Annotated in this window: 20 protein-coding genes; 13 read left to right on the top strand and 7 right to left on the bottom strand. The window is 73.5% G+C overall.

Annotated features, from left to right (window positions below):
• Positions 1 to 376: 376 nt before the first annotated feature.
• Together BN12_RS03975 and BN12_RS03970 are read right to left on the bottom strand one after the other, a co-directional pair.
• On the bottom strand, positions 377 to 1051 hold the full coding sequence (locus BN12_RS03975; RefSeq protein WP_048550267.1) for a response regulator: 675 nt from the start codon (positions 1049 to 1051) through the stop codon (positions 377 to 379).
• Positions 1048 to 2226 carry a sensor histidine kinase gene (locus BN12_RS03970; protein ID WP_048550264.1) on the bottom strand — a complete coding sequence of 393 codons (1179 nt, stop codon included), beginning with the start codon at positions 2224 to 2226 and terminating at the stop codon, positions 1048 to 1050. Before BN12_RS03970 ends, BN12_RS03975 begins: the two co-directional genes overlap by 4 nt.
• 130 nt (positions 2227 to 2356) lie before the next feature.
• Between BN12_RS03970 and BN12_RS03965 the strand changes: the two genes are divergently transcribed.
• Positions 2357 to 3052, top strand: a complete 696-nt coding sequence (locus BN12_RS03965) for a hypothetical protein (protein WP_048550262.1) — start codon at positions 2357 to 2359, stop codon at positions 3050 to 3052.
• Here the strand turns inward: BN12_RS03965 and BN12_RS03960 are convergent.
• Complete coding sequence (locus tag BN12_RS03960) at positions 3033 to 3758, bottom strand: helix-turn-helix transcriptional regulator (protein WP_048550260.1); 726 nt, start codon at positions 3756 to 3758, stop codon at positions 3033 to 3035. The genes BN12_RS03965 and BN12_RS03960 overlap by 20 nt on opposite strands.
• Positions 3759 to 3867: 109 nt before the next feature.
• On the opposite strand from BN12_RS03960, the gene folE reads away from it, so the two are divergent.
• From folE to BN12_RS03925, 7 genes are all read left to right on the top strand, one after another.
• The gene (gene folE / locus BN12_RS03955) at positions 3868 to 4572 is read left to right on the top strand and encodes a GTP cyclohydrolase I (protein ID WP_083454394.1); all 705 of its coding nucleotides are present in this window, start codon (positions 3868 to 3870) and stop codon (positions 4570 to 4572) included.
• Between the two features lie 80 nt (positions 4573 to 4652).
• Entirely contained in the window at positions 4653 to 5339 is a 687-nt protein-coding gene (locus tag BN12_RS03950) for a helix-turn-helix transcriptional regulator (RefSeq protein ID WP_083454393.1), read from the top strand.
• Positions 5336 to 5761 (top strand): hypothetical protein, encoded by a 426-nt coding sequence (locus BN12_RS03945; RefSeq protein WP_048550257.1) that lies wholly within the window; start codon positions 5336 to 5338, stop codon positions 5759 to 5761. The genes BN12_RS03950 and BN12_RS03945 overlap by 4 nt, the downstream gene beginning before the upstream one ends.
• A 27-nt stretch (positions 5762 to 5788) precedes the next feature.
• Positions 5789 to 6121, top strand: coding sequence for a cupin domain-containing protein (locus BN12_RS03940; protein ID WP_048550255.1), 333 nt, complete (start codon positions 5789 to 5791; stop codon positions 6119 to 6121).
• Between the two features lie 8 nt (positions 6122 to 6129).
• Positions 6130 to 6522 (top strand): DUF488 domain-containing protein, encoded by a 393-nt coding sequence (locus tag BN12_RS03935; RefSeq protein WP_083454392.1) that lies wholly within the window; start codon positions 6130 to 6132, stop codon positions 6520 to 6522.
• Positions 6515 to 6718: a hypothetical protein gene (locus BN12_RS03930; RefSeq protein ID WP_048550253.1), complete on the top strand. Its 204-nt coding sequence runs from the start codon at positions 6515 to 6517 to the stop codon at positions 6716 to 6718. The genes BN12_RS03935 and BN12_RS03930 overlap by 8 nt, the downstream gene beginning before the upstream one ends.
• Positions 6719 to 6758: 40 nt before the next feature.
• Entirely contained in the window at positions 6759 to 9692 is a 2934-nt protein-coding gene (locus tag BN12_RS03925) for an ATP-binding protein (protein ID WP_048550251.1), read from the top strand.
• Positions 9693 to 9714: 22 nt separating this feature from the next.
• On the opposite strand, the gene BN12_RS03920 is transcribed toward BN12_RS03925, so the two are convergent.
• The 3 genes from BN12_RS03920 to BN12_RS03910 form a co-directional block, all read right to left on the bottom strand.
• Complete coding sequence (locus BN12_RS03920) at positions 9715 to 10746, bottom strand: ROK family protein (protein ID WP_048550248.1); 1032 nt, start codon at positions 10744 to 10746, stop codon at positions 9715 to 9717.
• A 107-nt stretch (positions 10747 to 10853) separates the two neighbouring features.
• Complete coding sequence (locus tag BN12_RS03915) at positions 10854 to 12824, bottom strand: acetoacetate--CoA ligase (protein WP_048550246.1); 1971 nt, start codon at positions 12822 to 12824, stop codon at positions 10854 to 10856.
• Between the two features lie 46 nt (positions 12825 to 12870).
• Complete coding sequence (locus tag BN12_RS03910; protein WP_048550244.1) at positions 12871 to 14298, bottom strand: protealysin inhibitor emfourin; 1428 nt, start codon at positions 14296 to 14298, stop codon at positions 12871 to 12873.
• Between the two features lie 189 nt (positions 14299 to 14487).
• On the opposite strand from BN12_RS03910, the gene leuS reads away from it, so the two are divergent.
• From leuS to BN12_RS03885, 5 genes are all read left to right on the top strand, one after another.
• Complete coding sequence (gene leuS, locus BN12_RS03905; RefSeq protein ID WP_048550242.1) at positions 14488 to 17394, top strand: leucine--tRNA ligase; 2907 nt, start codon at positions 14488 to 14490, stop codon at positions 17392 to 17394.
• Between the two features lie 59 nt (positions 17395 to 17453).
• Positions 17454 to 18323 carry a DegV family protein gene (locus tag BN12_RS03900; protein WP_048550240.1) on the top strand — a complete coding sequence of 290 codons (870 nt, stop codon included), beginning with the start codon at positions 17454 to 17456 and terminating at the stop codon, positions 18321 to 18323.
• Positions 18320 to 18952: a glycerol-3-phosphate acyltransferase gene (locus tag BN12_RS03895; RefSeq protein ID WP_235432292.1), complete on the top strand. Its 633-nt coding sequence runs from the start codon at positions 18320 to 18322 to the stop codon at positions 18950 to 18952. The genes BN12_RS03900 and BN12_RS03895 overlap by 4 nt, the downstream gene beginning before the upstream one ends.
• 149 nt (positions 18953 to 19101) lie before the next feature.
• A complete protein-coding gene (locus tag BN12_RS25720) occupies positions 19102 to 20169 on the top strand; it encodes a helix-hairpin-helix domain-containing protein (RefSeq protein WP_235432291.1) in 1068 nt (355 codons plus the stop codon).
• Positions 20170 to 20303: 134 nt separating this feature from the next.
• Complete coding sequence (locus BN12_RS03885) at positions 20304 to 22775, top strand: ComEC/Rec2 family competence protein (RefSeq protein WP_048555969.1); 2472 nt, start codon at positions 20304 to 20306, stop codon at positions 22773 to 22775.
• Positions 22776 to 22970: 195 nt separating this feature from the next.
• On the opposite strand, the gene BN12_RS03880 is transcribed toward BN12_RS03885, so the two are convergent.
• A complete protein-coding gene (locus tag BN12_RS03880) occupies positions 22971 to 23900 on the bottom strand; it encodes a LysR family transcriptional regulator (protein WP_048550238.1) in 930 nt (309 codons plus the stop codon).
• Between the last annotated feature and the right edge of the window lie 170 nt (positions 23901 to 24070).

Genomic DNA, 24070 nt, shown 5'->3' with positions numbered 1-24070 from the left:
ACGTTGTGGGGAAGATGGCTAGAGCCAGGACTCTGGCTATCTTCCCAGAAGGTCGTGAGGAGCCGTCCGGTGCACGAGGTTGGCCTGTCGCGGCGCGTGCGCACCGCCCCGGCCTGTCGCGGTGCATACATGCCTGGTCGGGAAGGGCTCACGGGGACTGGGGTCGTCGGGTCGGGCCGGGGAGACCAATGCGGACGCTGTGGGGAAGATGGTTAGAGCCAGGACTCTGGCTATCTTCCCCAGAAGGCCGTCAGGAGGTTCGCCGAGGGCACCCTCCGCCGAGGGTACCGTCAGGCGGGTGGCACTTCCGCCGAGGGTAGCCTCCGCCGAGGGCACCCTCCGCCAGGGCCGCCCGTCCCGAAGGCCGCTCCTCGCCTCAGTCGTGGGCCCGGCCGGGCTGGAGGAAGCCGGACTCGTAGGCGAGGACGACGGCCTGGACGCGGTCTCGCAGGCCGAGCTTGGTGAGGATGCGGGCCACGTGCGTCTTCACCGTCGCATCGCCGAGGAAGAGGTCGGCGGCGATCTCGGCGTTGGACAGCCCGCGGGCGAGGAGGGCGAACACCTCCAGCTCGCGCTCGCTCAGTGACCGGAGCGCCGCGGGTGTTCTGCTCGACGGGGGCGGAGCCGCGACGAACCGCTCCACGAGCCGACGGGTGAGCGCCGGCGCGAGGATCGCGTCCCCGCGGGCGACCATGCGGACGGCGCCCACGAGCTGATCGCGGGGCACGTCCTTGAGGAGGAACCCGCTCGCCCCCGCGGCCATCGCCGCATAGACGAGCTCGTCGAGGTCGAAGGTGGTCAGGATGAGGACCCGGCTCGGCGAGCCGGCCGCCACGAGCCGGCGGGTCGCCTCGATGCCGTCCATCCGTGGCATCCGGACATCCATGAGGACGACGTGCGGCGCGTGCTCGCCGGTGAGGCGCAGGCATTCGTGCCCGTCGGCGGCCTCGCCGACGACCTCCACGTCGTCCTCGAGGTCGAGGATCAGCCGGAACCCGGCGCGCACGAGCTCCTGGTCGTCGCACAGGAGGACCCTGATCGGTGGGCTCACGGCCGGACACCGTCCACCGGCGCCGGGCGGAGGGGCAGTCGGGCGACGAGGACGAAGCCGCCGGCAGTCGTCGGCCCCACGTCGAGCGCTCCTCCCGCGGCCTGCACCCGCTCGCGGACACCGACGAGACCGTGACCCGTCGACGGGGAGTCGACCGGACGTGAGGTCGTCGACCGCGGTGCCTCGTTGCGCACCTCGACCTTCAGCTCGTGGCCGTCGTCGGTGACGGCCAGCCGGGTCGGGACGTCGCCCGCATGTTTGCGGACGTTGGTCAGCCCCTCCTGGGCGATGCGGAATGCCGCGAGCTCCAGGCCCGAGGACAGCGCCTGGGACAGCCGGATGTCGGCCTCCAGCGGAAGGCCCGCCTTTCGCATACCGTCGACGAGCTGGGGAAGGTCGCCGATCCCTCGGGCGGGCCTGAGCTGCTGCACGTCGTCGTCGGGATCTGCACCCTGCTCGGTGCGAAGGACGTGCAGGAGCTGGCGCATGTCGACGAGGGCGTCGCGGGCGCTGTCGCGGATCGCCCGCATCGGTGGTGCGGCGCGGGCGGGATCCTTGCCCAGGGCGGCCTCGGCGGCGTCCGCCTGGACCGCGATGACGCTCAGGCTGTGGGCCACGACGTCGTGGAGCTCCCGCGCGATGCGGGTGCGCTCCTCGGCGACCGCGATCCGGGCGAGGTCGTGCCGGTGCTGCTCGGCGTATGCCGCCTGGTTCCGCCACGACCGGGTGCCTCGGCCGAAGAGCCAGACCCCGCCGAAGACGAGCGTGTCGAAGGGGTAGTCCGAGCCGTGGTCGAGCCACTCGCAGAGGAACTGCCCGCCGAGAACGAGCGCGAGCCCGACGAGCGCCCATCCCTCATCGCACTCGGCAGCCACGGTGTAGGAGCTGACGAGGAACACCACGAGGGCCCACAGGGTGTTGGACTCGGCGCCGGTGAGCACGGCCTGGGCGACCGCGAGGACGGTGACGACCGCCGCGACGGGGACGGGGAACCGCGTCCGCAGCGCCATCGCGAGGGTGCTGACGGCCGCGATCGGCACGGTGACGGCGAGCGGCGTCTCGTCGACCTGCCCCGTGGCCAGCCCGCCGACGGCGAGGACGCACAGCGCCACCGCGAGAGCCGCGTCGGCGACGGGAAGCCGGCCGAGCGCCCGGGGGAGGAGCAGCCGAGCCATGCGTCGATGCTAGGGCGACGCCGCCCACCGGCGAGTCATCCTCGATGGTGAGCGGGGTCGCCCTCGCGGGGGACCCGAAACGCCCGGGCAGCCGACGCGCGGCCGCCCGGCACCCGGTGAGGGTGGTGCCATGACCACTTCACCTCAGCCACGCACCCTCCGCGTCGCGGCCGCCGGGCTCGTGCTCGGCGCGCTGCTGTTCACCGTCGGCGACCTGCTTCGCCGGTATGTCGTGCCGTCGGGCACTCCGTCCCCCGTGGACATCACCGCGGCCGTCGACCGGCACGGCACCGCCTGGCTCGTCGCCGGGCTGCTCAGCGTCGCCGCGTCCTTCTGTCTCGTGCTCGGCGTCGTCGGGCTCATCACGACCGCGCGGGGTCGCGGCTCCCGACTGACCATCGTCGGAGGCGCCATGGTGGGGGTCGGCGCGATGGCCTCGGTCGGCCACGCGGTCGCGTTCTACGCGCCCTACGCCCTGTATGCCAGGGCCGGCTCCTCAGCGGGGGAGCTCACGGCACTCGACCGGGCGTCGGAGGCATACCCGATGCTCGTCGTCCTCATCGTGCTGTTCATCGTCGGCCTCATGCTCGGCACGATCGTGCTCTTCATCGGGCTGCGCCGGGCACGCCGGGTGCCGATCTGGTCGGTCGTCGCCGCCGTCGTGTTCGTCGCCAGCGGAAGCACCGGCGGCGTCGGCGCGGGGATCCTCGGCGTCGTCGCCGCGCTCGCCGCCTTCGTCCCCGCGGCGCGCTCGCTCGTCGGACCGTCGCCGCGGATCGCGGACGTCGAGGGCGTGGAGGGCGTCGTCACTCCGGCTGCCGGGTAGCGGCTCCGGGCCGGTCCCGTCCCGGGTCGTCCGTCCGCCGGACGACCCGGACGACGACGCAGCACTGGTTCAGTCGCGGTTCGAGGCAGGCGCGGACGCCATGGCACCCCAGGCCGTCCGCCACGCCCTGGACGTAACACCGGTTGAGCCCGCAGACGAGGTCCGTATGCTCCTTCGCCAACGCGTCGAACGGGCAGTTGGCGAGGCGGAGGGCCCCGTCCTCGTCCCGCGGCTCATAGCCCTGGGAGGCCAGGGCCCGGGTCAGCAGGTCGAGCCCGCCACCCGTCACGGCCGCCGCCTCCCCGAGGCGGCGGCCCTCCTCGTGGGCCGAGTCCTCGAGGGCATCGTCGAGCGCCGCTCCTGCACCGGCCCGCGTCACCGCCGTCGCGAGGATGTGGGCGACGAGGTCGTAGCGGCGCTCCGGCAGGGACACGGCGAACTCCCGGTCGGCTCGCCGGTAGAGCTTCGTCGGCCGCCCGGCGCCGGGGCCCGACCTCCCGCCGAGCCGGCGGAACTCCACGTCGAGGAGGCCTTCCGCGACGAGCCGGTCGAGGTGGAACCGCGCGGTATGCACCGGCACCCCCACGGCGCGGGCGGCGCCCTCACGACCCACCGGCTCCGGCTGGCTCACGACGTGGTCGTAGAGGGACCGGCGGATCGGGTCGGCGAGCGCGCCGATCCCCGCGGCCTGGGCGGCGAGGTCCATGCGGCCTCCTGTCCTCCGTGCGCCGGACGGCTCGGCACCCCGGCGTTTGACGGTACAACGACGCCATCTCTAAATTAGCATCAAGTATCCGTTAGAAAGGCCTCTTCGTATGGACCTCACCGCGACCTCGGCCGCCATCGTCGCCGGCGACGGCGTCGCCACGTCCCTCCCGACCGCTTCGGGCGGCTCGATCGCCTCGGCCGACGGCTCGGTCGTCGACGGATCTCACCGGGAGACGGCTCCACGCGGCCTCGACGTCGACGCGGCCGAGCGGGCCTGCCGGCAGCTGCTGTGGGCATTGGGGCTCGACCTGTCGAGCGAGGCCGTGGTCCGGACGCCGCACCGCATGGCCCGGGCCTTCGCCGAGCTGTTGACCGCACCCGAGGTCGACTTCACGACCTTCCCGAACGAGGAGGGGTACGACGAGCTCGTCCTCGTCGAGGACATCCCGTTCCGGTCGCTGTGCGAGCACCACATGCTCCCCTTCGCGGGTGTCGCACACGTCGGCTACCTTCCCGGCTCGCGCATCCTCGGGCTCTCCAAGCTCGCCCGGCTCGTCGCCCATGCCGCGAGCCGCCCGCAGACCCAGGAGCGGCTCACCACGCGCGTCGCCGAGGAGCTCGACCATCGGCTCCGGCCGCGCGGCGTCGGGGTCGTGCTCCACGCGCAGCACGCCTGCATGAGCCTGCGGGGAGCGCGGGCCCACGGGACCTGGACCCGCACCTCCTCCCTCTCCGGGGAGCTGACCGAGGACCCGGCCCGCCGCGCGGAGTTCCTCTCCCTGACGAGGAGCCGCGGAGGGGCGACGCCCTGACCGGGGACCGCTCGCGGGAGGTTCGCGTGACGGGCAGGTGAGGTGGATTCTCCAAGCCCATTCTTGTGTAAAATCATCCCGTGACGAGCGACGCGGTGCCGGCCGGGGGCGGGCGGCAGGCCGTCCTCGATGCGCTGCGCGGCGCCGCCCAGCCGGTCACCATCGCGGCGGTCGCCGAGGAGCTCGGGGTCCATCAGAACACCGTGCGCTTCCACCTCGACACCCTCGTCGCGAACGGCCAGGCGGAGCGGGTGGCGCCCCAACGGCGTGGACCGGGCCGGCCGGCACAGCTGTTCCGCGCCGTGCGCGTCATGGACCCCAGCGGGCCACGCCACTACCACCTTCTCGCGGAGCTCCTCGTCGAGGCGCTCGCCGAGACGTCCGACGCGACGGAGCGGGCCCTCGAGGTGGGCAGTGCCTGGGGCCGTTCGGTGCCCGAGCCCACCGTGGCAGACGAGGAACAGCCGGCGCGGGCGGTCGAGGAGGTGCAGGTCCTGCTCACCGACCTCGGGTTCGCGCCCGAACGGCTCGAGGCCGATCCGGACTCCCGCCTCGACGGTGCGGAGGAGCTGCGGATCGGGCTGCGGCGGTGTCCGTTCCTCGAGCTGGCGCGTCGGGCCCCGCAGATCGTCTGCCCCGTCCACCTGGGTATCGTCCGGGGAGCCACCGACGCCTGGGAGGCCCCGATCACCGTCACGAGTCTCGAGCCGTTCGCCGAGCCCGACGTCTGCGTGATGCACCTGGCCCCGCGGACGGAGGAGCGGTGAGCACCGCCCAGAGCATCGCCGTCGCCATCACGTTCGTCTGGCTCGGCATGGTCCTGGCCATCTCCTTCATCGAGGCACCCGTCAAGTTCCGTGCTCCCGACGTCACGCTGCGCATCGGTCTCGGCATCGGTCGTCTCGTCTTCCGGGTCCTCAACGTCGTCGAGCTCGTCCTCGCCGTCGTCCTCGCGGTCTGTCTCGTGATGGGAACCTTCGCGGCGGCGGCGGAGGCGTTCCTCCTCGTCGCGTGCGTCCTCCTCCTCGCCCAGCTCCTCGCGGTCCGGCCGCGGCTGAACCGCCGGACCCGCGCCGTCCTCGAGGGCCTCGACGCGCCAGGCTCCCACGCTCACCGTGCCTACATCGGCCTCGAGTGCGCCAAGGTGGTCGTGCTCCTCGTCGGTGGCGTCCTCCTCCTCGCCGGCTGACGCCGGCCCGACCGAAGGGAATCCTCGATGGAGTCCGTGTCCGTCCCCGATCTCGCCGCCGAGCTGCGCCGGACCGCCGAGGCATCGCACAGCGGACGTGCCGCGCATACCGTCCACGGCGGTCACGAGCACGCCCTCCGACAGACCGCCATCGCCCTGCTCGCCGGTCAGGAGCTCGCCGAGCACGAGTCGCCCGGCGAGGCGACCCTGCAGGTCCTCGCCGGACGCGTCCGCCTCACCGCGGGCGACGAGGCGTGGGAGGGCGGATCGGGCGATCTCGTCGCCATCCCCGACGCCCGGCATGCGCTCCGTGCGCTCGACGACGCGGTCGTGCTCCTCACCGTCGTCAGCCCCCGCTGAGGCCGACGATGTCCGGCACGACGATGGACGTCCGGATCGGGCGGGTCTACGACGCGGCGGACGACGGGCGCCTGCGCGTGCTCGTCGACCGGCTGTGGCCCCGGGGGATGCACCGCGACGACCCGAGGGTCGGCGAGTGGTGCAAACAGGTCGCGCCGTCGACGGAGCTGCGCCGCTGGTACGGCCACGACCCGGCGCGACAGCAGGAGTTCGAGGCCCGCTACGAGGAGGAGCTCGGCACACCCGAGGGCCGGCGCGCGCTGGCGGACCTCACCGCGCTCGTCGCGGGTCGTCCGGCGACCCTCGTCACGGCGACCAAGGACGTCACGCGGAGCGAGCTGCCCGTCCTCCTCCGCGTCCTCCAGCGGGAGGGCTCGGGCGAGGGAGCGTCCGATGGCTGAGTCCGAGGACCTCGACCGGCTCCGCCGCTGGGAGGAGATGGGCGCGGTCTGGCGGGTCGTCACCCGGTCCGGGGGACGGGCGACCGTCGCCCTGTGCCGCTGCGACGGCGGCGAGGAGGCCGACCGGTTCACGACGGCGGACCCGGCAGCGCTCGCGCACATCGGCCCGCGTGCCAGCAGCGAGGAGCTCAGCTGACCGTGTCGCCACGACCGGTGGCGCCGATACGCTCCAGCCTGTGACACCTCGACGGGGAGGCTCATCGCGGCGCGACCACCGCGTCTTCCTCGGCGAGTTCCTCTTCGAGAGCGACGGGGGACGGCTCTCGCGCCGCGGCGACCACCTGACGCTGCGTCCCAAGACCGCCGCGGTGCTGGCGTCGCTCGTCGCGCACGCCGGGGAGGTCGTCACCAAGCAGGAGCTGCTGCGCACGGTATGGCCGGACGGCTTCGTCGGCGACGGGGTCCTTGCGGTATGCGTCAACGAGCTGCGGCGCGCCTTCGGCGACGACTCCCGGGAGCCGCACGTCATCGAGACCGTGCACCGGGTCGGCTACCGGCTGCTCGTCGAGCCGTCGGACGAGCCGCTGCGTCCCCCCGGAGGACATCGGATCGTCGGACGTGCCGCCGAGCTGACGACCCTCGGCAGCTGGTGGGAGGAGGCTCGCCGCGAGGGCACCGTCCGGGTGGGTCTCGTCGCGGCCCAGGCGGGCGGCGGCAAGACGGCCCTGCTCGACGAGTTCGCGACGCGCTACCAGGGGGTGGCGGACGCCCTCGTCGGGTGGGGCCAGTGCGTCGAAGGCGTCGGCGCGGGCGAGCCCTACCTGCCACTCCTGGAGACGCTGGGCTCGCTGTGCCGTGGCCCGCACGCCGACCGGGTCGTCGAGGTCCTGCGGCGCTGTGCACCGAGCTGGCTGGTCCAGCTGCCGGGTGTCCTCGACGAGTCCGCCGCGGCCGGCCTGGAGCGCTCGCTGCCGCGGTCCTCGCCGCAGCGCATGCTCGCCGAGTTCGCCGCCGCGGTCGAGCGGCTCAGCGACCTCCATCCGCTCCTGCTCGTCGTGGAGGACCTCCACGACGCGGACCGCCCGACCGTGGAGCTCATCGGCTACCTGGCCCGGCGGCGTGCCCGCGCGGGCTTCCTGCTCCTCGGCAGCTACCGGCCGGCGGAGGTGATCGTCCGGGCCCACCGCCTGCGCTCGGTGATCCAGGACCTCGCCGCGCGAGGACTGTGCCGGCGCCTCACGCTGGAGTCGATGTCGGCCGCGGACGTCGGTGCCTACGCCGCAGCCTGGTTCGCTCCCCGCATACCGGCTCCGGACCTCGTGACCGACATCGCCGAGCGCACCGAGGGGAATCCGCTGTTCGTCGTCGCGCTGTGCCGTCATCTGGACGACGGGGGACTCCTCGTTGCCGACGAGGAGGTGGTTCGGGCGGCCGGCCGGCTCGGGGCGCTCGGCGTGCCGGACGAGGTGCGGATCATGCTGCAGCGGCGCATCGACGCGCTGGATGCGGTCGATCGACGGGTCCTGGCCGTCGCGGCGGCGGTGGGGGACGAGTTCACGGTCGAGGCGGTGAGCGCGGGGCTCGCCGGCGAGCTGCCGATCGTCGAGGTGGAGGAGCGCTGCGCCGCCCTCGCCCGCGAGGGGTCCCTGCTGCGCGCGATGGACCCGGTCGAGTGGCCGGACGGCACCGTCACCGGGCGGTTCCGGCTCACCCACCAGATGTACCGCGACGTGCTCTACGAGACCCTCGGCCCCGCGCGACGGGTCCAGGTGCACCGAGCCGTCGGGGCACGTCTCGCCGAGGCATACGGACCGCACACCGAGCAGATCGCCGCCGAGCTGGCGACGCACCACGAGAGGGGGCGCGACGACGAGGCGGCGGTGCGCCAGCTGGCCACGGCCGCCCGCGTGGCCATGATCCGCTCGGCGTATCCCGAGGCGCACGAGCACGTCCGGCACGCCCTGTCCCTCCTGGAGCGGATACCGGTCGGGCCCGCACGAGCGCGGCTCGAGCTGCGGCTGCGCCGCACGTCGGTCGTCGCCGTCGCGGCGGTCTGGGGATGGCAGGACCCCGACGCGGTCACCGACTGCCTCCGGCTGCGCGACCTTGCGACCGAGCTCGACGACGTGCCGGCACTGGTCACCGCCCTGCTGGGCCTGCACAACGTCGCCCTGGTCCGCAGCGACCGGGTCGCGAGGGCGGAGTGGGCGGCCGAGGTGATGCGGCTCGCCGACCGCACCGGCGAGCCGACCGCACGACTCATCGCGCATCTCCTCCAGTGCTACGTGAGCAGCCGCACCGGGGACTGCGGGGCGATGTGGGCGCATGCCGAGCGCATCCTCGAGCTCGTCCCCGGCGGTGCGCAGCCGGAGCTCGCGGTGGTCCTCGGGGAGGATCCCGCCCTCGCCGCGCACCAGCTCGGCGCGGTCGCGCTGTGGCAGCTCGGCCACCCCGACCAGGCGCGCGACCATGTCTCCCAGGCGCTGTCGGAGGCGCGGGCGCTCGACATTCCGACGGACATCGCGCGAGCCCTCTGGTATGCCGCGGTCATCCACACCCTGCGCGGCGAGGCTCGGCGGGTGGCGGACCTCGCCGCGGAGCTCGAGACGGTATGCGTCGAGCACGATCTGCGGCTGTGGCGGGCGGGCGGGCGGGTGCTCGGCGGCTGGGCCACGACGGTCCTCGGCGACCCCGACGCCGGCCTCGCGCGGCTGAGCGACGGCCTCACCGACTGGGCGAGGTTCGCCCGGCTGGGCACCACCTTCCACGCCTGCGTGGCCGCGGCCGCCCACCTCGCGGTCGGCGACCTCGACGGCGGACTGACGGCCGTGACGTCGGGGCTGGACGCCGTCGCGACCGACGGCGAGCACCAGAGCGAGCCGGAGCTGCTCCGGCTGCACGCCGAGCTGCTCCGGCTGGCCGGGGACACCGCGCGGGCCGAGGACGAGCTGTGCCGCGCCCTCGAGCTGACCGCCGAGCGGTCGGCCCGCGGGTTCCGGCTGCGGGTCGCGACGAGCCTGGCCGGGATGTGGGAGCTGCAGGGGCGAGCAGCCGCGGCCGCTGAGCTGCTGGGCGATGCCCTCGGATCGTTCGCGGAGGGCCACGACACCCGCGACCTGCGCGATGCCGCCGCCCTCCTCGAGCGGCTCAGCGGCGTGCCGACCTCCTGAGGGGCCACCGGCCCCGGAGTCGCTAGCCGCCGCTGGGCGCGACGACGGATGCGAGCGCCGCGAGGGCGGCGCCTCGACCGCCGGCCATGTCGAGATCCGGCACGGTGGCGACGACGGCGACCTCGGCCTGCTCCTCCCGCAGGTCCATCCGCTCCGTGACGCGGTCGAGGAACCAGGTGCGGAACTCCGGGGCGGTCTCCACGACGCCGCCGCCGACGAAGTACGCCGTCGGGTCGGTGAAGTTCGAGGCGATGTGGAAGAGGGCGCCGAGGGCCTTGGCCTGCTGCTCGAAGATCCGCCGGCACATCTCGTCGCCCGCCTCGGCGAGGGTGCGCACCTGGTAGGCGCGCTTGGCCTCGTCCTCGATCTCGTGGAGCGGGTGGTCGGGATAGCGGGTCAGCCAGTAGGGGAGCAGGCTCTTGCGGATGCCGGTCAGGGAGGCGAGGCTCTCGGCGTCCCCGGCGAGGCCGCAGTTGCAGCGGGGGACGGGCTGGCCGTCCTCGAGGATCCCGTCGAGCGGGATCTGGACGTGGCCGATCTCGCCGGCCATCCCGGATCGCCCGGGGATCACCTTCCCCGACTCGACGAGCCCTCCGCCGAGGCCCGTGCCGATGATCGCCGACACCGAGGAGTAGAGGGAGCCGGCCGGGCCGAAGTGCGCGTGGTGGGCATAGAGGGCCGCCGCGTTCGCGTCGTTCGTGTAGGCGACGGGCAGGCCGATGCGGTCCTCCAGGGCGGTGCGCACGTCGAACCCGCGCCACTCGGGGTCGCTGAAGTTCGTCGCGCCCCGACGCGAGATGACACCTGTGGCGCTCGCCGGCCCGGGCGTGTCGAGACCGACGGCACGGACCTGCTCCCGCGTGACCCCTGCCTCCTCGAGCGCGGCATCCATCGCCTCCTCGAGGGCGGCGACCGCCGCCGCGGGGCCTTCGAGGACCCGGCTGGGCGACTCGATGAGCCGGTCGACGAGGAACGTTCCGTCGGCCCGCAGCACCGTGCCGGCGTCCTTCGTCCCGCCGCAGTCGACCCCTGCCACGAACCAGCTCTCGCGCATCGGAAACCCTTCCCTCGCGGCCCGTTCCGACGGTACCAGCCACGGAAGGGCACGCGGCCGCTCCGCGACCGGGCCGGCAGGGGCGCCGTCCTCCGCCGGGGCACGGCTCAGCCCGCACCGCCGAGGCGCTCGGAGGCGAGGTCCGCGAAGACCTGGAGGAGGGCCGGGTCGTCGACGGACGCCGGGTTGGCCACCTCGCCGAGGGCCGCGCCCTGGAGCAGGCGCTTGACCGGCACCTCGAGCTTCTTCCCCGTTCGCGTATGCGGGATGCCCGGCACGGCGATGACCTCGTCCGGCACGTGCCGCGCCGAGGTCCGCTCCCGGATCCGCCGGGTGATGAGGGCGGCCAGCTCCTCGTCGAGGTGGTGCCCGTCGTCGAGGACGACGAACAGCGGCATCCAGTAGCCGCCGTCCTGCTGCTCCGCGCCGACGACGAGCGACTCGAGGACCCCGGGGACCGTGTCGACGGCGGCGTAGATGTCGGCGCTGCCCATCCGGACGCCGTGGCGGTTGAGGGTCGAGTCGGAGCGGCCGTGGATCACGACGCTCCCACGGGGCGTGACGGTGATCCAGTCACCCTGGCGCCAGGCGTCGGCATACGTCGAGAAGTAGGTCTCCCGGTAGCGGGATCCCTCGGGGTCGTTCCACAGCCGGACGGGCATGCTCGGCATCGGCCGGGTCACGACGAGCTCGCCCACCTCGCCGTCCGGCACGCGATGACCCTCCTCGTCCCAGGCCTCGAGCGCCACCCCGAGGCAGCGCACCGAGAGCTCCCCGGGCCAGACGGGGACGATCGGCGCCCCGGCGACGAACCCGGTCGCGACGTCGGTGCCGCCGCTGAGCGACCACACCGGGACGTCGGGCAGCGCCCTCGTCGCCCATCGGTGGGTTCCCGGCGCGAGGGGGGAGCCGGTGCTGCCCATCGACCGGAGGGCGCCGAGGTCGCGGCCGCTCCACGGGTCGACCCCCGCGACCTCACACGCCTGGAGGTAGCCGGGGCTCGTGCCGAAGAAGGTGACCTCGTGGTCGGCGACGAGATCCCACATCGCACCGGGCCCGGGGTAGGTGGGGGAGCCGTCGTAGCACACGATGGACGTGCCGAGCGCGAGCGCCGCCGTCAGCAGGTTCCACATGACCCAGCTCGGGGAGGTGTACCAGAAGAGGCGATCCCGCTCGCCGAGGTCCCAGTGCAGGCCGAGCTGCTTGAGGCTCTCGAGGAGGATGCCGCCGTGGCTGTGGACGAGTCCCTTCGGCAGACCGGTCGTCCCGGACGAGAAGAGGACCCACAGCGGATGGTCGAAGCCGACGCCCACCGGCTCGAGGTCGCTGGCGTGCGTGGTCGCATCCGTCCAGTCGCGGCCCCGACCGCCGGCGTCGAGGCCGAGCCGGCTCACGACGATCGTCTCGGCGAGGCTCGCGAGGCCCGCCTGGAGGACGGCGATCTCCGGTCGCCGGTCGTGTCGCCTGCCGCCGAAGTGGTACCCGGTCGCGGTGACGAGCACGGTGGGCTCGAGCTGGGCGAACCGGTCGATCGCGGCGTCGCCGGCGTAGTCCTGGCCCACGCACGACCACGTCGCCCCGAGCGCCGCCGTCGCGAGGAAGGCGGCGACCGTCTCGGGGATGTTGGGCAGGTAGCCGACGACGACGTCCCCGGGTCGCACCCCGACGTCCGTGAGGGTTCCCGCGAGCGCCGCGGTCTCGTCCCGGAGGCGTTGCCGCGTCCAGCGGACGACCGCGCCGGACTCGTCGGTCCCGATGACCGCGGTCGCCTCGGGATCGCCCGGGCGGAGCAGCTGCTCGGCGGCATTGACCGTGCTGCCGGTGAACCACTTCGCGCCGGGCATGTGGTCGGCGCCCAGGACACGGTCGAAGCCGCTGCGCCGGTCGAGCCCGAAGAACTCCCAGACGGCCCGCCAGAAGCCCTCGAGATCCGTGACCGACCACTCCCACAGGGCGTCGTAGTCGGGCAGGTCTCGTCCGCAGGCGCGCTCGGCGTGGCGGCGGAAAGCGGTGATGCGCGCCGCCGCCACGCGGTCGTGCCCAGGCGTCCACAGGGGAGCGGTCGTGTCGTCCGGCATACGGGTCAGCCTCGCAGGGTGGGGGACGATCCTGCCTCGCCGGTGCTCAGGCGTCGAGGGTGCGCTCGAAGAGGCCCTGGATGTGCTGGGGGATGGCCTTCTCCTGGAGCGTGAGGTGCAGCCGCGGCCGCTCGCACTCCAGGGAGTAGCAGAAGCTGTCCGGCACGGTGGGCGTGCTCGCCGCCTTGTCCGCCGCGAGCTCGGTGAGCGTCGGCGAGGACAGCAGCGTCTGCCAGGCGGACGTGTCGTCGTCGGGCAGGTCGGCGAGGCGGACGTGCCGCTCCTTCGCGATGCCGGCGACCCCACCCGTGCGGCGCAGGAGGATCCGGGCGTCGCCGGCGGGGACGTCCCCGTGCGCAGGTCCGGAGGGCGTCTGGGTCTCGCCGACCGGCGAGGCGTCCGTGCCGGAGCCGTCGCCGGACAGGACGCCGACCGTCTGCCACGCCTGCCGGACGGCCGTCGCCTCCGCGGACGAGGAGCCGCGGAGCTTCTCGGCGGCCGCGACGGTGAGGTCGGCGAAGGTCGCGAAGTCGCAGTCGGCCCGGATGCCGTCACCGGTCAGCACGGCATACCAGACCGGGCCGACCGTCTCCCACGCGTTGCCGCCGACCTGCGTCGCGGCGAGGGCGAAGGCCCGGTTGGGGATGCCGGAGTTCGTGTGGACCCCGCCGTTGTCGTCGGAGGTGTCGACGTAGCCGGACATGTCGGCCGGCTGCGGGTCCTTGCCGAGCTGCGGGTCGTCGTAGGCCGTGCCCGGGTGGAGCATGTCGCGCAGCGCGCGGCCGTGGACGCTCGGCAGGAGCAGGTCGGCGCCGATGAGCCAGTCCGCCTGGTCGGCGGACTGGCCGAGCGTGTGCTGCTTGACGAGCGAGCCGAAGACGTCGGACACCGACTCGTTGAGGGCCCCCGACTGGCCCTGGTAGTTCAGGCCCGCGGTGTACTGGGTGACGCCGTGGGTCAGCTCGTGGCCGATGACGTCGATGCTCTTGGTGAACCGGCCGAAGATCGTGCCGTCGCCGTCGCCGAAGACCATCTGGCTGCCGTCCCAGAAGGCGTTGTCGTAGTCGCGGCCGTAGTGGACCGTCGCGACGAGGGGCAGGCCCTTGCCGTCGACGGAGTTGCGGCTGAAGACGTCCCAATACATCGTCCACGTGTCGCCGAGACCGTCGTATGCCTCGTCGGCGGCGGGGTCGCCCGTCGCCTCACCTCCCTCGGTGCGGACCGTCGTGCCGGGGGTCGTCTGCTCGTTCTTCGCGTCGCCGATCGTCCGCTGCGGACCGGGCGTGCTCGACGCGTCCTGCTCCCGGGTGCTCGTGGACGAGGGGGCCGGAGCCGTCGTCGTCATCATGTGGCGCCGGCGGACCAGCTCCTGGGCGTCGCGCAGCGAGGTGCGCGCGCGGTCGGCGACATGCGGGTCGTCGCTCCCGCTGAGGGCCTGGAGGATGTAGGGCGGCACGATCGAGCAGTAGGTCATGTCTCCAGTGTCCGCCCATACCCTGACAGTCGCCCACTCCCGCTGCGATAACCTGTTCCCATGGCACGCTCGCTGCTTCTCGGCCTGCCGCGCTGATCCCCTGACGATCACCGCGGCCACCCTCCGTTGTCGGGGGGTTTCTTCATGTCCGGGCCGGAACCGCGAGCACGATGAGGAGCAAGGACGACGATGAGCGAGACACCGCACCGCTACACCGCGGAGCTGGCGGACCGGGTCGAGGTGGCCTGGCAGGACCGCTGGGAGGAGGAGGGCACCTTCCGCGCCCCCAACCCCGCCGGACCGTGGGCGGACCCCGAGGGCGTGGCGTGCCGCGGCCCGAACGGCAAGCTCCTCGTCCTCGACATGTTCCCCTACCCGAGCGGCGCGGGCCTGCACGTCGGCCACCCGCTCGGCTACATCGCGACCGACGTCTTCGCCCGCTACCACCGGATGCTCGGCGAGAACGTCCTGCACTGCCTCGGCTACGACGCGTTCGGCCTGCCGGCGGAGCAGTATGCCGTCCAGACGGGACAGCATCCCCGCAAGACGACCGAGGACAACATCGTCATCATGAAGCGACAGCTGCGGCGCCTCGGCCTCGGCCACGACGACCGGCGCGCCGTCGAGACGATCGACCCGGCCTACTACCGGTGGACGCAGTGGATCTTCCTGCAGATCTACGACAGCTGGTACGACGAGACGGCCGCCCGGCCGGACGGCGGCCTCGGGAAGGCACGCCCGATCGCCGATCTCGTCGCCCAGTTCGAGGCCGGTGAGCGCCCGGTCCCCGGTGAGGACGGACGCGGGTGGATCGACCTGTCGGCCGCCGAGCGGGGTGAGATCCTCGACTCCTACCGCCTCGCCTACACGACGGAGGCGCCGGTCAACTGGGCTCCCGGTCTCGGCACGGTGCTGTCCAACGAGGAGGTGACGAACGAGGGCCGGTCGGAGCGGGGGAACTTCCCCGTCTTCAAGAAGAACCTGCGCCAGTGGATGATGCGGATCACCGCGTATGCCGACCGGCTCGCCGACGACCTGGACCGGGTCGACTGGCCCGAAAAGGTCAAGGCCATGCAGCGCAACTGGATCGGCCGCAGCCAGGGGGCCCGGGTCGGGTTCCCGGTCGTCGGGTCCGGGGAGTCGATCGAGGTCTTCACGACCCGCCCGGACACGCTCTTCGGCGCGACGTTCATGGTCGTCGCACCGGAGCACCCGCTCGTCGACGGCCTCGTGCCGCAGGGGGATTGGCCCGAGGGCACGAAGCCGGAGTGGACAGGAGGCGCCGAGACCCCGGCGGCCGCCGTCGCCGCATACCGTCGGGCCACGTCCCGCCGGAGCGACGTCGAGCGGCAGATGGAGGGCAAGGACAAGACGGGCGTCTTCACCGGCGCGTATGCGACGAACCCCGTCAACGGGCAGGCCGTCCCCGTCTTCGTCGCCGACTACGTCCTCGCGAGCTACGGGACCGGCGCGATCATGGCGGTCCCCGGCCAGGACGAGCGCGACTGGGACTTCGCGAAGAGGTTCGACCTGCCCATCATCCGCACCGTCCGGCCGGCCGAGGGCCACGACCCGGACACGGCATACACCGGCGACGGCCCCGCCGTGAACTCCGCCAACGACGAGATCTCGCTCGACGGGCTGGGCGTCGCGGAGGCCAAGGAGCGCATCGTCGCCTGGCTGGAGGACAAGGGCGCGGGGCACGGGACGATCAACTACAAGCTGCGCGACTGGCTGTTCAGCCGGCAGCGGTACTGGGGGGAGCCGTTCCCCGTCGTCTTCGACGAGGACGGCGTGAGCCACGCGCTGCCGGAGTCGATGCTGCCGCTCGAGCTGCCCGACGTCCCCGACTACAGCCCCCGGACGTTCGAGCCGGAGGACGACAGCAGCGAGCCCGAGCCACCGCTCGGCCGGGTCACCGAGTGGGTGGAGGTCGACCTCGACCTCGGCGACGGCATACGTCACTACCGCCGGGAGACGAACACGATGCCGAACTGGGCCGGCTCGTGCTGGTACTTCCTGCGCTACCTCGACCCCGCCAACGACGAGGCGTTCGTCGACCCGGCCAACGAGGCCTACTGGATGGCGCCGCAGGCGAATCCCGTCGAGGGCGCCCCGGTGGGGACCGTCGACCCAGGGGGCGTCGACCTCTACATCGGTGGGGTCGAGCACGCCGTCCTCCACCTGCTCTACGCCCGCTTCTGGGTCAAGGTGCTCCACGACCTCGGCCACCTGACGTCGGAGGAGCCGTTCCGCCGCTACTTCGCCCAGGGCTACATCCAGGCGCCGGCCTACACCGACGGACGCGGCACGTACGTCGAGGCGAGCGAGGTCGAGGAGACCGTGCCGGCGATCGGGGGAGAGCCCGTGTTCACCTACCGGGGCGAGGTCGTCACCCGGGAGTTCGGCAAGATCGGCAAGTCGCTGAAGAACATGGTGAGCCCGGACGACATGTACCGCGCCTACGGTGCGGACACCTTCCGTCTCTACGAGATGGGGCTCGGGCCCCTCGAGCACTCCAAGCCGTGGGACACGCGTGCCGTCGTCGGGTCGCAGCGCTTCCTCCAGCGGGTGTGGCGCAACGTCGTCGACGAGGAGACGGGCGCGCTCGTCGTGTCCGAGGAGGCGCCGTCCGATGAGCTGAACCGCCTGCTGCACAAGACGATCGACGCGGTGAGGCGCGACTTCGCGACGCTCGGCTTCAACACGGCGATCGCCCGGCTGACCGAGCTGAACAACGCGTTGACCAAGCTCGAGGCGGCGCCCCGCGCCGTCGTCGAGCCGCTCGTCCTCATGCTGGCGCCGCTCGCTCCGCACATCGCGGAGGAGCTGTGGAGCCGGCTCGGCCACCCCGATTCCCTTGCCTACGAGCCGTTCCCGGTCGCCGACCCGGAGCTGCTCGTCGACGCGACGGTGACCTGTGTCGTCCAGATCAAGGGGAAGGTCCGCGACCGGGTCGACGTGCCTGCCGACATCACCGAGGGAGCCCTCCGCGAGCTCGTCCTCGCGCTGCCCAAGGTGGAGCAGGCGATCGCGGGCGGCGTGCGGACCGTCGTCGTCCGGGCACCGAAGCTCGTCAACGTCGTCCCCGCGTGAGCGCTTCGGACGGCTGAGCGTCCCCGACGGCCGGGCCGCGGGCGGGTAGCGTCGGCGCCGTGAGCACCGTGATCGTCACCGACTCCACGGCATACCTGCCGCAGGAGTGGTGCGAGCGTCACCACATCCGGGTCGTGCCGCTCCATGTCGTCATCGGGGGTAAGGAGCACTGCGAGGGCGTCGACGTGAGTCCGCACGACGTCGCCGAGGCGCTGCGCGCCTTCACGCCGGTCTCGACGTCGCGGCCGTCGCCGCAGGCCTTCCTCGAGGTGTACGAGTCGGCCGTCGCGGAGGGCGCGACGGAGATCGTCTCGGTCCACCTCAGCGCCGCGATGTCGTCGACGATCCAGTCGGCGCACCTCGCGGCCGGCTGGGTCGACGTACGCGTCCACGTCGTCGACAGCGAGGCGATGGGGATGGTCATGGGGTATGCCGCGGTGTCGGCCGCGGAGGCGGCCTCGGCAGGCGCGTCGGGGGACGTCGCCGCGGCGGTCGCGGAGCGGCGGTGCAGGGCCTCGACGGCGGTCTTCTACGTCGACACGCTGGAGTACCTGCGCCGCGGAGGCCGCATCGGCGCGGCCTCGGCGCTCCTCGGGTCCGCCCTCGCCATCAAGCCGATCCTCGGGCTCCGCGACGGCTCCATCGTCCCCGTCGCGAAGGTCCGCACGAGCGCCAAGGCCCTCTCCCGCCTGGAGGAGATGGGGTATGCCGCGGCCACCGACCTCCCCGCGGGGGCCGACGGCGTCGACCTGGCCGTCCAGCATCTCGACAGCGCCGAGCGGGCCGAGAGCCTGGCGGGTCGGCTGACCGAACGCCTCGGCGACCGGCTCCGCTGCCCCGTCCCCGTCGTCGAGCTCGGTGCCGTCGTCGGGGCGCACGTCGGACCCGGCACGCTCGCCGTCACGGTGACCCCGCGGTTCCCCTCGTGACCCTCCGCATGGCGGACGGCTCCTGGGGCTCGCCCGTCTCGTGGCTGCTGCTCTGCATACCCGTCGTCCTCGCCTTCCTCATCGGCTCGCTCAACCCCGCGGCCGCCGTCGCCCGGCTGCGCGGCAAGGACATCCGCGCCGGATCGGGCAACCCGGGCGCGACGAACGCCGGACGCGTCCTCGGTCCGCTCTGGGGCGTCCTCGTCGGGGTCCTCGACGTCCTCAAGGGGTGGCTGCCGACGGTCTGGGCGTTGCACGCCTTCGGCTTCTGGGTCGCCGCGGCGTGCGGCCTCGCCGCCGTCGCGGGACACATCTGGTCGCCCTTCCTCGGGGGGCGCGGCGGCAAGGGCGTCGCGACCGCTCTCGGGGCGATGCTCGCCATGGACCCGTGGTATGCCGTCGTCGCCCTCCTCGGGTTCGGCCTCGCCCTGCCGCTCGTGCGCCGCACCGGGCTCGCCTCCGCGGTCGCGTGCGGCGTCGCCCTCGTCCTCGGCATCCTCGTCGGCACGGGCGTCCTCGACCTCGGGTCGCGGACGGCGTCGGGATGGTGGCTCGTGGTCCTGTCCGCCCTCGTGCTCTGGCGGCACCGCAGCAACCTGCGCGCGTGGGGGCGTGCCCTGCGGACCTAGCTCGTCGAGCGGGCGTGCCGGCCGCGGGTCGACGGGGGGCGTGCCGGGCCTCGCGTCGTCGTCCACAGGTCCGTGACGGCGAGGCGTCTCGTCCACAGGGTCGTCCGCCCACCTGACGTCGTCGTTCCCCGGACCTAGCGTCCTGGTTCATGAGCCGCAGGCGAGACATCGAGGACATGCCCCGGCTCCTCGCCGCTCTCGGGCTCGACGGACCGGACGGGTTCGACCGGTCCACTGTCGAGGAGGACCTGCTCACGGAGCGCGAGCGGGCCGGCCTCGAGCACTGGGTCCCCACGAGGGACTCCCTCGACCGGGCGGTGGCCGCGCCCCGCGCCGCGCCGGCCCGGCGGTCCCGGTCCTCGGCGGACACCTTCGCGTCTCGCGCCTCGGCGCCGGAGGGTGTGGCCTCGCAGCCGCCGGGACGCCATCGGGGGCCGCTACCACCGGTGAAGGTCGTCACGGTCCCCAGCGTGCTGCGTGGGGCCCGCCGACGGGTCTCGCCGAGGGTTCTCGCCGTGGCCCTGGTGATCGTCGCGCTCGCGACGCTCGTCTTCGCGGCGCGGGTGGTGCGCGCCCGGGCGGCCGAGGCACCACGGCCCGTCGGTCCCGTCGGCACCGCGGCAGGGCCGGACCGGAACGGCGCCCCGAGCACCGGCATCGTGTCCCGGACGGCGACCGCGTTCGCCCCGACCGGCGCCTCGGCGGGGCCCACCGGTCCGACGAGCGCGAGAGCCGGTGGCCCGGCCGCGGGCAGCACGGCACAGCTCGTCGTCGTGCACGTCGTCGGTCAGGTCCGCAAGCCGGGGATCGTCCGTCTCCCTACGGGGTCGCGGGTGGCCGACGCCGTGACGGCGGCCGGTGGCGCGACGTCCCGAGCCGACCTCGCCGCGCTCAATCTCGCGCGGGTCCTCCTCGACGGGGAGCAGGTCCGCGTTCCTCGTCCCGGTGAGGTCCCGGCCGCGGCGTCAGGGCCGGTGGGGACGGGGTCAGGATCCGGGGAGGCAGGTCCCGGGGCGTCGCCGGGCGCTCGCGTCAACCTCAACACCGCCGACCTGTCCACGCTGGACACCCTTCCCGGCGTGGGACCGGTCCTCGCCCAGCGCATCCTCGACTGGCGCGCCGAGCACGGCCGGTTCAGCAGCATCGACGAGTTGGGCGAGGTGTCCGGCATCGGCGAGAAGATGCTCGCCCAGCTGACGCCCAAGGTCACCGTGTGAGGGGCGGGGGCGGGCGGTCCGCCCTGACCCACCTCGGACGGGCCGCTCACGGGTGGTGGGACCGCCTCCGAACGCGACCGTTCGGAGGACGGCCCGGCCGCGACGTCACCGGCGACTCCGCCGCGGTCCGGGCGATGGCAGCGGACGTCCGACTGCTCGTCGCCGCGCTGACGGCCTGGGCGACCGTTGCGGCGACCCTCGGGCTCACCCCGGTCGCCCGGGCCGGCGGCGCCGTCGGTGCGCTCGCCGGCGCGGCGACGATGCTCGTGGTCGTCCACCGTGACGGAGGTGGTTCCACCCGCACCGGAGGAGGGCGCAGGTCCCTTCGGGACCTCGCGGGGCGGGTGCCGCTCCTGAGGACGGGCCTCGGCACCAGCCGACGAGCCGGTATGCGGGGTCGTTCCGTGTCCGGGCTCGCCGGGCTCGTCCTCGGCGTCACCGGGCTGACCCTCGCGGGGTCCGCTGCACACGGCGCCGTGCGCCTCGCGTCCCCTCTCGACGAGCTGTCCGCGCAACGGGCGACGGCCACCGTGTCGGGGACGGTGGCGGCCGATCCGGTGCGCATCGCCTCGACGCGACCGGGCGGCGCCACCGTCCTCGTCCCGCTCGCCGTGGAGCACGTCCGCGGGCGGGGGGCCGAGTCGGCGGCCTCGGCGACGGTGCTCGTTGCCGGCGACGACCGGTGGGCCGGGGTTCGGTGGCACGAGGGCGTGACCGTGACCGGCCGGCTCTCGCCGCCGAACAGCAGCGCTGACAAGGAGGTCGCCACCATGCGGCCCGGAGGAGGACCTGGGGTCGTGCGGTCCCCAGGAGCCGTCGTCCGGGGCGCAGAGCGGGTGCGGGTCGGCCTGTCGGACGCCGTGTCCGGGCAGCCTCCCGATGCGCGGGGGCTCCTGCCTGCGCTCGTCGTCGGGGACACGAGCAGAACGCCGACCGACCTCACCGACGCGATGCGGGTGACGGGCATGACGCACTTGAGCGCGGTGAGTGGCAGCAACGTCGCGGTCGTCCTCGTCATGGTTCTCTGGCTCTGTCGACAGGTGGGGCTGGCGGCGCGTTGGAGACCGCTCGTCGGTCTCGTCGGCGTCGCGGGTTTCGTCGTTCTCGCGAGACCCGAGCCGAGTGTGCTGCGGGCCGCCGTCATGGGCAGCGTCGGACTCATCGGCATCCTCACCGTGCGTCGCGCGGCGGGCCTGCCGGTCCTCGCCTGCGCCGTCGTCGTCCTGCTCCTCGTCGACCCGTGGCTCGCGCGGTCGTACGGCTTCGTCCTCTCCACCCTCGCGACGCTCGGGCTGCTGCTCTTCGTCCGGCCGTGGGGTGATGCCATCGACCGGTGCCTGCCGGAGCGCCTGAGCGGCCTCGGCCAGGTCCTGGCCATTCCCGCTGCTGCTCAGCTCGTCTGCGCGCCGGTCATCGTGCTCCTCCAGGGGTCCGTGAGCGTGGTCGGGGTCGTCGCGAACCTGCTCGCCGCGCCCTTCGTCGGGCCGGCGACCATCGCGGGTGTCGCGACGGCGCTGCTCGGCGTCGGCGCCCCGCCGGCCGCCCAGGTCGTGGGGTGGATGGGTGGGGTGCCGACGCTCGTCATCGCCCGCGTGGCGCGCGTCGGGGCCGCCGTGCCGGGCGGCACCGCCCCGTGGCCGGACGGCGCATTCGGAGCGGTCCTCCTGGGCCTGCTCACCATCGGTCTCGTGCTGACCGGACGGTGGTGGTTCGCCCTCCTGCTGCGACGCCCGCGGACGGCGTTCGCGGCGGGTGTCCTCGCCCTGTCGGCGGCGGTGCCGACGCGAGCGCTCACGTGGCCACCGCCGGCGTGGGTCGTCGTCGCGTGCGACGTCGGCCAGGGAGATGCCATCGTGCTGCGCACCGGAGCGAGCTCCGCGGTGCTCGTCGACGCGGGACCCGATCCACCCCTCGTGGACCGCTGCCTCGACGCACTCGGCGTGCGGCGCCTCGACGCCATCGTGCTGACCCATTTCCACGCCGACCACGTCGACGGCCTCCCTGGGGCTCTCGACGGACGGGCCGTCGGCCAGATCCTCGTGTCCCCGATCGCCGATCCGCAGTTCCAGGCGACGGAGGTGTCGACGTGGGCGGGGCGCCGCCGCATACCGATCGTCCCCGTGTGGGCGGGTGACGAGCTCGCCTTCGGCACGATGACGGCCCACGTCTGGTGGCCGGCCCGGCGGATCGCCTCCGGCTCGGTGCCCAACAACGCCAGCGTCGTCATGTCGGTCGAGGACGACGGCCTCCGGGCGCTGATGCTCGGCGACGTCGAGCACGAGGCGGCCCACCAGGTGCTCCTCGGCCTGCGCCGGAGCGCAGGGGAGGACGACCCGTCGGCAGCGCACGAGGCGTCCGCGCTGAGCTTCGACGTCGTCAAGGTCGCACACCACGGATCGGCCAACATCGACGAGGGCCTCTACGGCGGGCTGTCCGCCCCGGTGGCGCTGGTCAGCGTCGGTGCGGACAACGACTACGGGCACCCTGCGGCCAGCACCATGGATCTGCTGCGTCGTCGAGGGATGGCGGTGTGGCGCACCGATCTGCGAGGCACCGTCGCCGTGACGCATCGTGGGCGCGTCACCGCCGTCACGTCGACGCGCTGACCCCTGCGCCCGGCGGGCCCTCGGCACCGGGCGGGGCCGATGTGCCGGGCGCGCTTGGGCGTGCAGACGTGGGCCGGGGATGCGGCGGAGTCGGTCGGGAGGTCGGAATGCGCGCGGCGAGTAAGGCGGGGTCGAGCAGGCGTGGGCCGGGGATGCGGCGGAGTCGGTCGGAAGGTCGGAATGCGCGCGGGCGCGTCAGGCGGGGGCGAGCAGGCGCATGGGTTCCTTCGCGCTCTCCACGAGAGCGTCGATGGTGGCCTTGACGGCAGGGACGCGCTCGAGGTCCGGCGTCGTCACCGCGACGATGTGGCGGCGGGAGCTGGGCCGCACCGGAAGGGCGACGACGTCGGGATTGCGCGCCGTGTTGAGGATGAGGTCGGGGACGAGAGAGACGCCCAGCCCGGCGGCGACGAGCCCTTGGACGGCGACGTAGTCCTCGGTCTCGTAGGCCACCCGGGGAGAGAATCCGGCGGTGTCGCACAGCTGGAGGAGATGGCCACGGCAGCGGGGACACCCCGCGATCCAGTCCTCGTCGGCGAGCTGGTCGATGTCGACCTCCTGCTGCTCGGCGACGGAGTGACCGCGCGGCACGACCAGTCGCACCTCGTCCTCGAGGAGCAGCGTCGTCGTGTAGATCTCCATGTCGTCCTCGCCCCGGCCGAGATCGGTGCCCTCGTAGGCGAACGCGACGGCGAGGTCGACGTCGCCGGCCCGCAGTGCCGCCAGCGACTCGGGTGGCTCGCCCTCGGTGAAGCAGACCGAGACGTCGGGGTACTGGCTGCGCACGCGCGCCAAGGCGCGGGGCACGATCGTCGCCGAGCTCGAAGGGAAGGCCATGAGTCGCACCCGGCCGGCCCGTAGCCCGGCGATGGCCGCGACCTCCTCCTCGGCCGCATCGAGCGCGGAGAGGACGGGGCCGGCGTGCCGGGCCAGCACCTGGCCGGCCTCGGTGAGCCGGACCGCGCGACCCACCCGCTCGACGAGCACCGTGCCCGTGCGCTGCTCGAGCCGACGGACCATCTGCGAGATGGCCGGCTGGGAGTAGCCGAGCGAGAGCGCCGCCGCCGTGAAGCTCCCCTCGTCGGCGATGGCCTTCATGACCCGCAGGCCCGCAGCGTCGATCATGCACCCATTCTATAACATTGTGTTATCCGCACGGTCCTCATCGTGCGATCCCCTTCTGGACGGCCCTCGAGTCCCTCACGTCTGTACACCAACCCCGCCTGGCGGTCTGGCACCCGATCGGGGCCTGTGCACCACGTGACCTCACCCCGCCTGGCGGTCTGGCACCCGAT

Source organism: Nostocoides japonicum T1-X7, from assembly GCF_001046855.1.
GTDB classification, from domain to species: Bacteria; Actinomycetota; Actinomycetes; order Actinomycetales; family Dermatophilaceae; genus Nostocoides; species Nostocoides japonicum.
Note: the sequence above shows the minus strand (reverse complement) of the source record. Positions and strands in the feature narration are given on the sequence as shown.

What these genes read in the sequence shown, in the direction of transcription:
- BN12_RS03970 (WP_048550264.1), bottom strand. Translation starts at nt 2,226, where the DNA reads ATGGCTCGGCTGCTCCTCCCCCGGGCGCTCGGCCGGCTTCCCGTCGCC.
- BN12_RS03965 (WP_048550262.1), top strand. Translation starts at nt 2,357, where the DNA reads ATGACCACTTCACCTCAGCCACGCACCCTCCGCGTCGCGGCCGCCGGG.
- BN12_RS03960 (WP_048550260.1), bottom strand. Translation starts at nt 3,758, where the DNA reads ATGGACCTCGCCGCCCAGGCCGCGGGGATCGGCGCGCTCGCCGACCCG.
- folE (WP_083454394.1), top strand. Translation starts at nt 3,868, where the DNA reads ATGGACCTCACCGCGACCTCGGCCGCCATCGTCGCCGGCGACGGCGTC.
- BN12_RS03940 (WP_048550255.1), top strand. Translation starts at nt 5,789, where the DNA reads ATGGAGTCCGTGTCCGTCCCCGATCTCGCCGCCGAGCTGCGCCGGACC.
- BN12_RS03935 (WP_083454392.1), top strand. Translation starts at nt 6,130, where the DNA reads ATGTCCGGCACGACGATGGACGTCCGGATCGGGCGGGTCTACGACGCG.
- BN12_RS03930 (WP_048550253.1), top strand. Translation starts at nt 6,515, where the DNA reads ATGGCTGAGTCCGAGGACCTCGACCGGCTCCGCCGCTGGGAGGAGATG.
- BN12_RS03920 (WP_048550248.1), bottom strand. Translation starts at nt 10,746, where the DNA reads ATGCGCGAGAGCTGGTTCGTGGCAGGGGTCGACTGCGGCGGGACGAAG.
- BN12_RS03915 (WP_048550246.1), bottom strand. Translation starts at nt 12,824, where the DNA reads ATGCCGGACGACACGACCGCTCCCCTGTGGACGCCTGGGCACGACCGC.
- BN12_RS03910 (WP_048550244.1), bottom strand. Translation starts at nt 14,298, where the DNA reads ATGACCTACTGCTCGATCGTGCCGCCCTACATCCTCCAGGCCCTCAGC.
- leuS (WP_048550242.1), top strand. Translation starts at nt 14,488, where the DNA reads ATGAGCGAGACACCGCACCGCTACACCGCGGAGCTGGCGGACCGGGTC.
- BN12_RS25720 (WP_235432291.1), top strand. Translation starts at nt 19,102, where the DNA reads ATGAGCCGCAGGCGAGACATCGAGGACATGCCCCGGCTCCTCGCCGCT.
- BN12_RS03885 (WP_048555969.1), top strand. Translation starts at nt 20,304, where the DNA reads ATGGCAGCGGACGTCCGACTGCTCGTCGCCGCGCTGACGGCCTGGGCG.
- BN12_RS03880 (WP_048550238.1), bottom strand. Translation starts at nt 23,900, where the DNA reads ATGATCGACGCTGCGGGCCTGCGGGTCATGAAGGCCATCGCCGACGAG.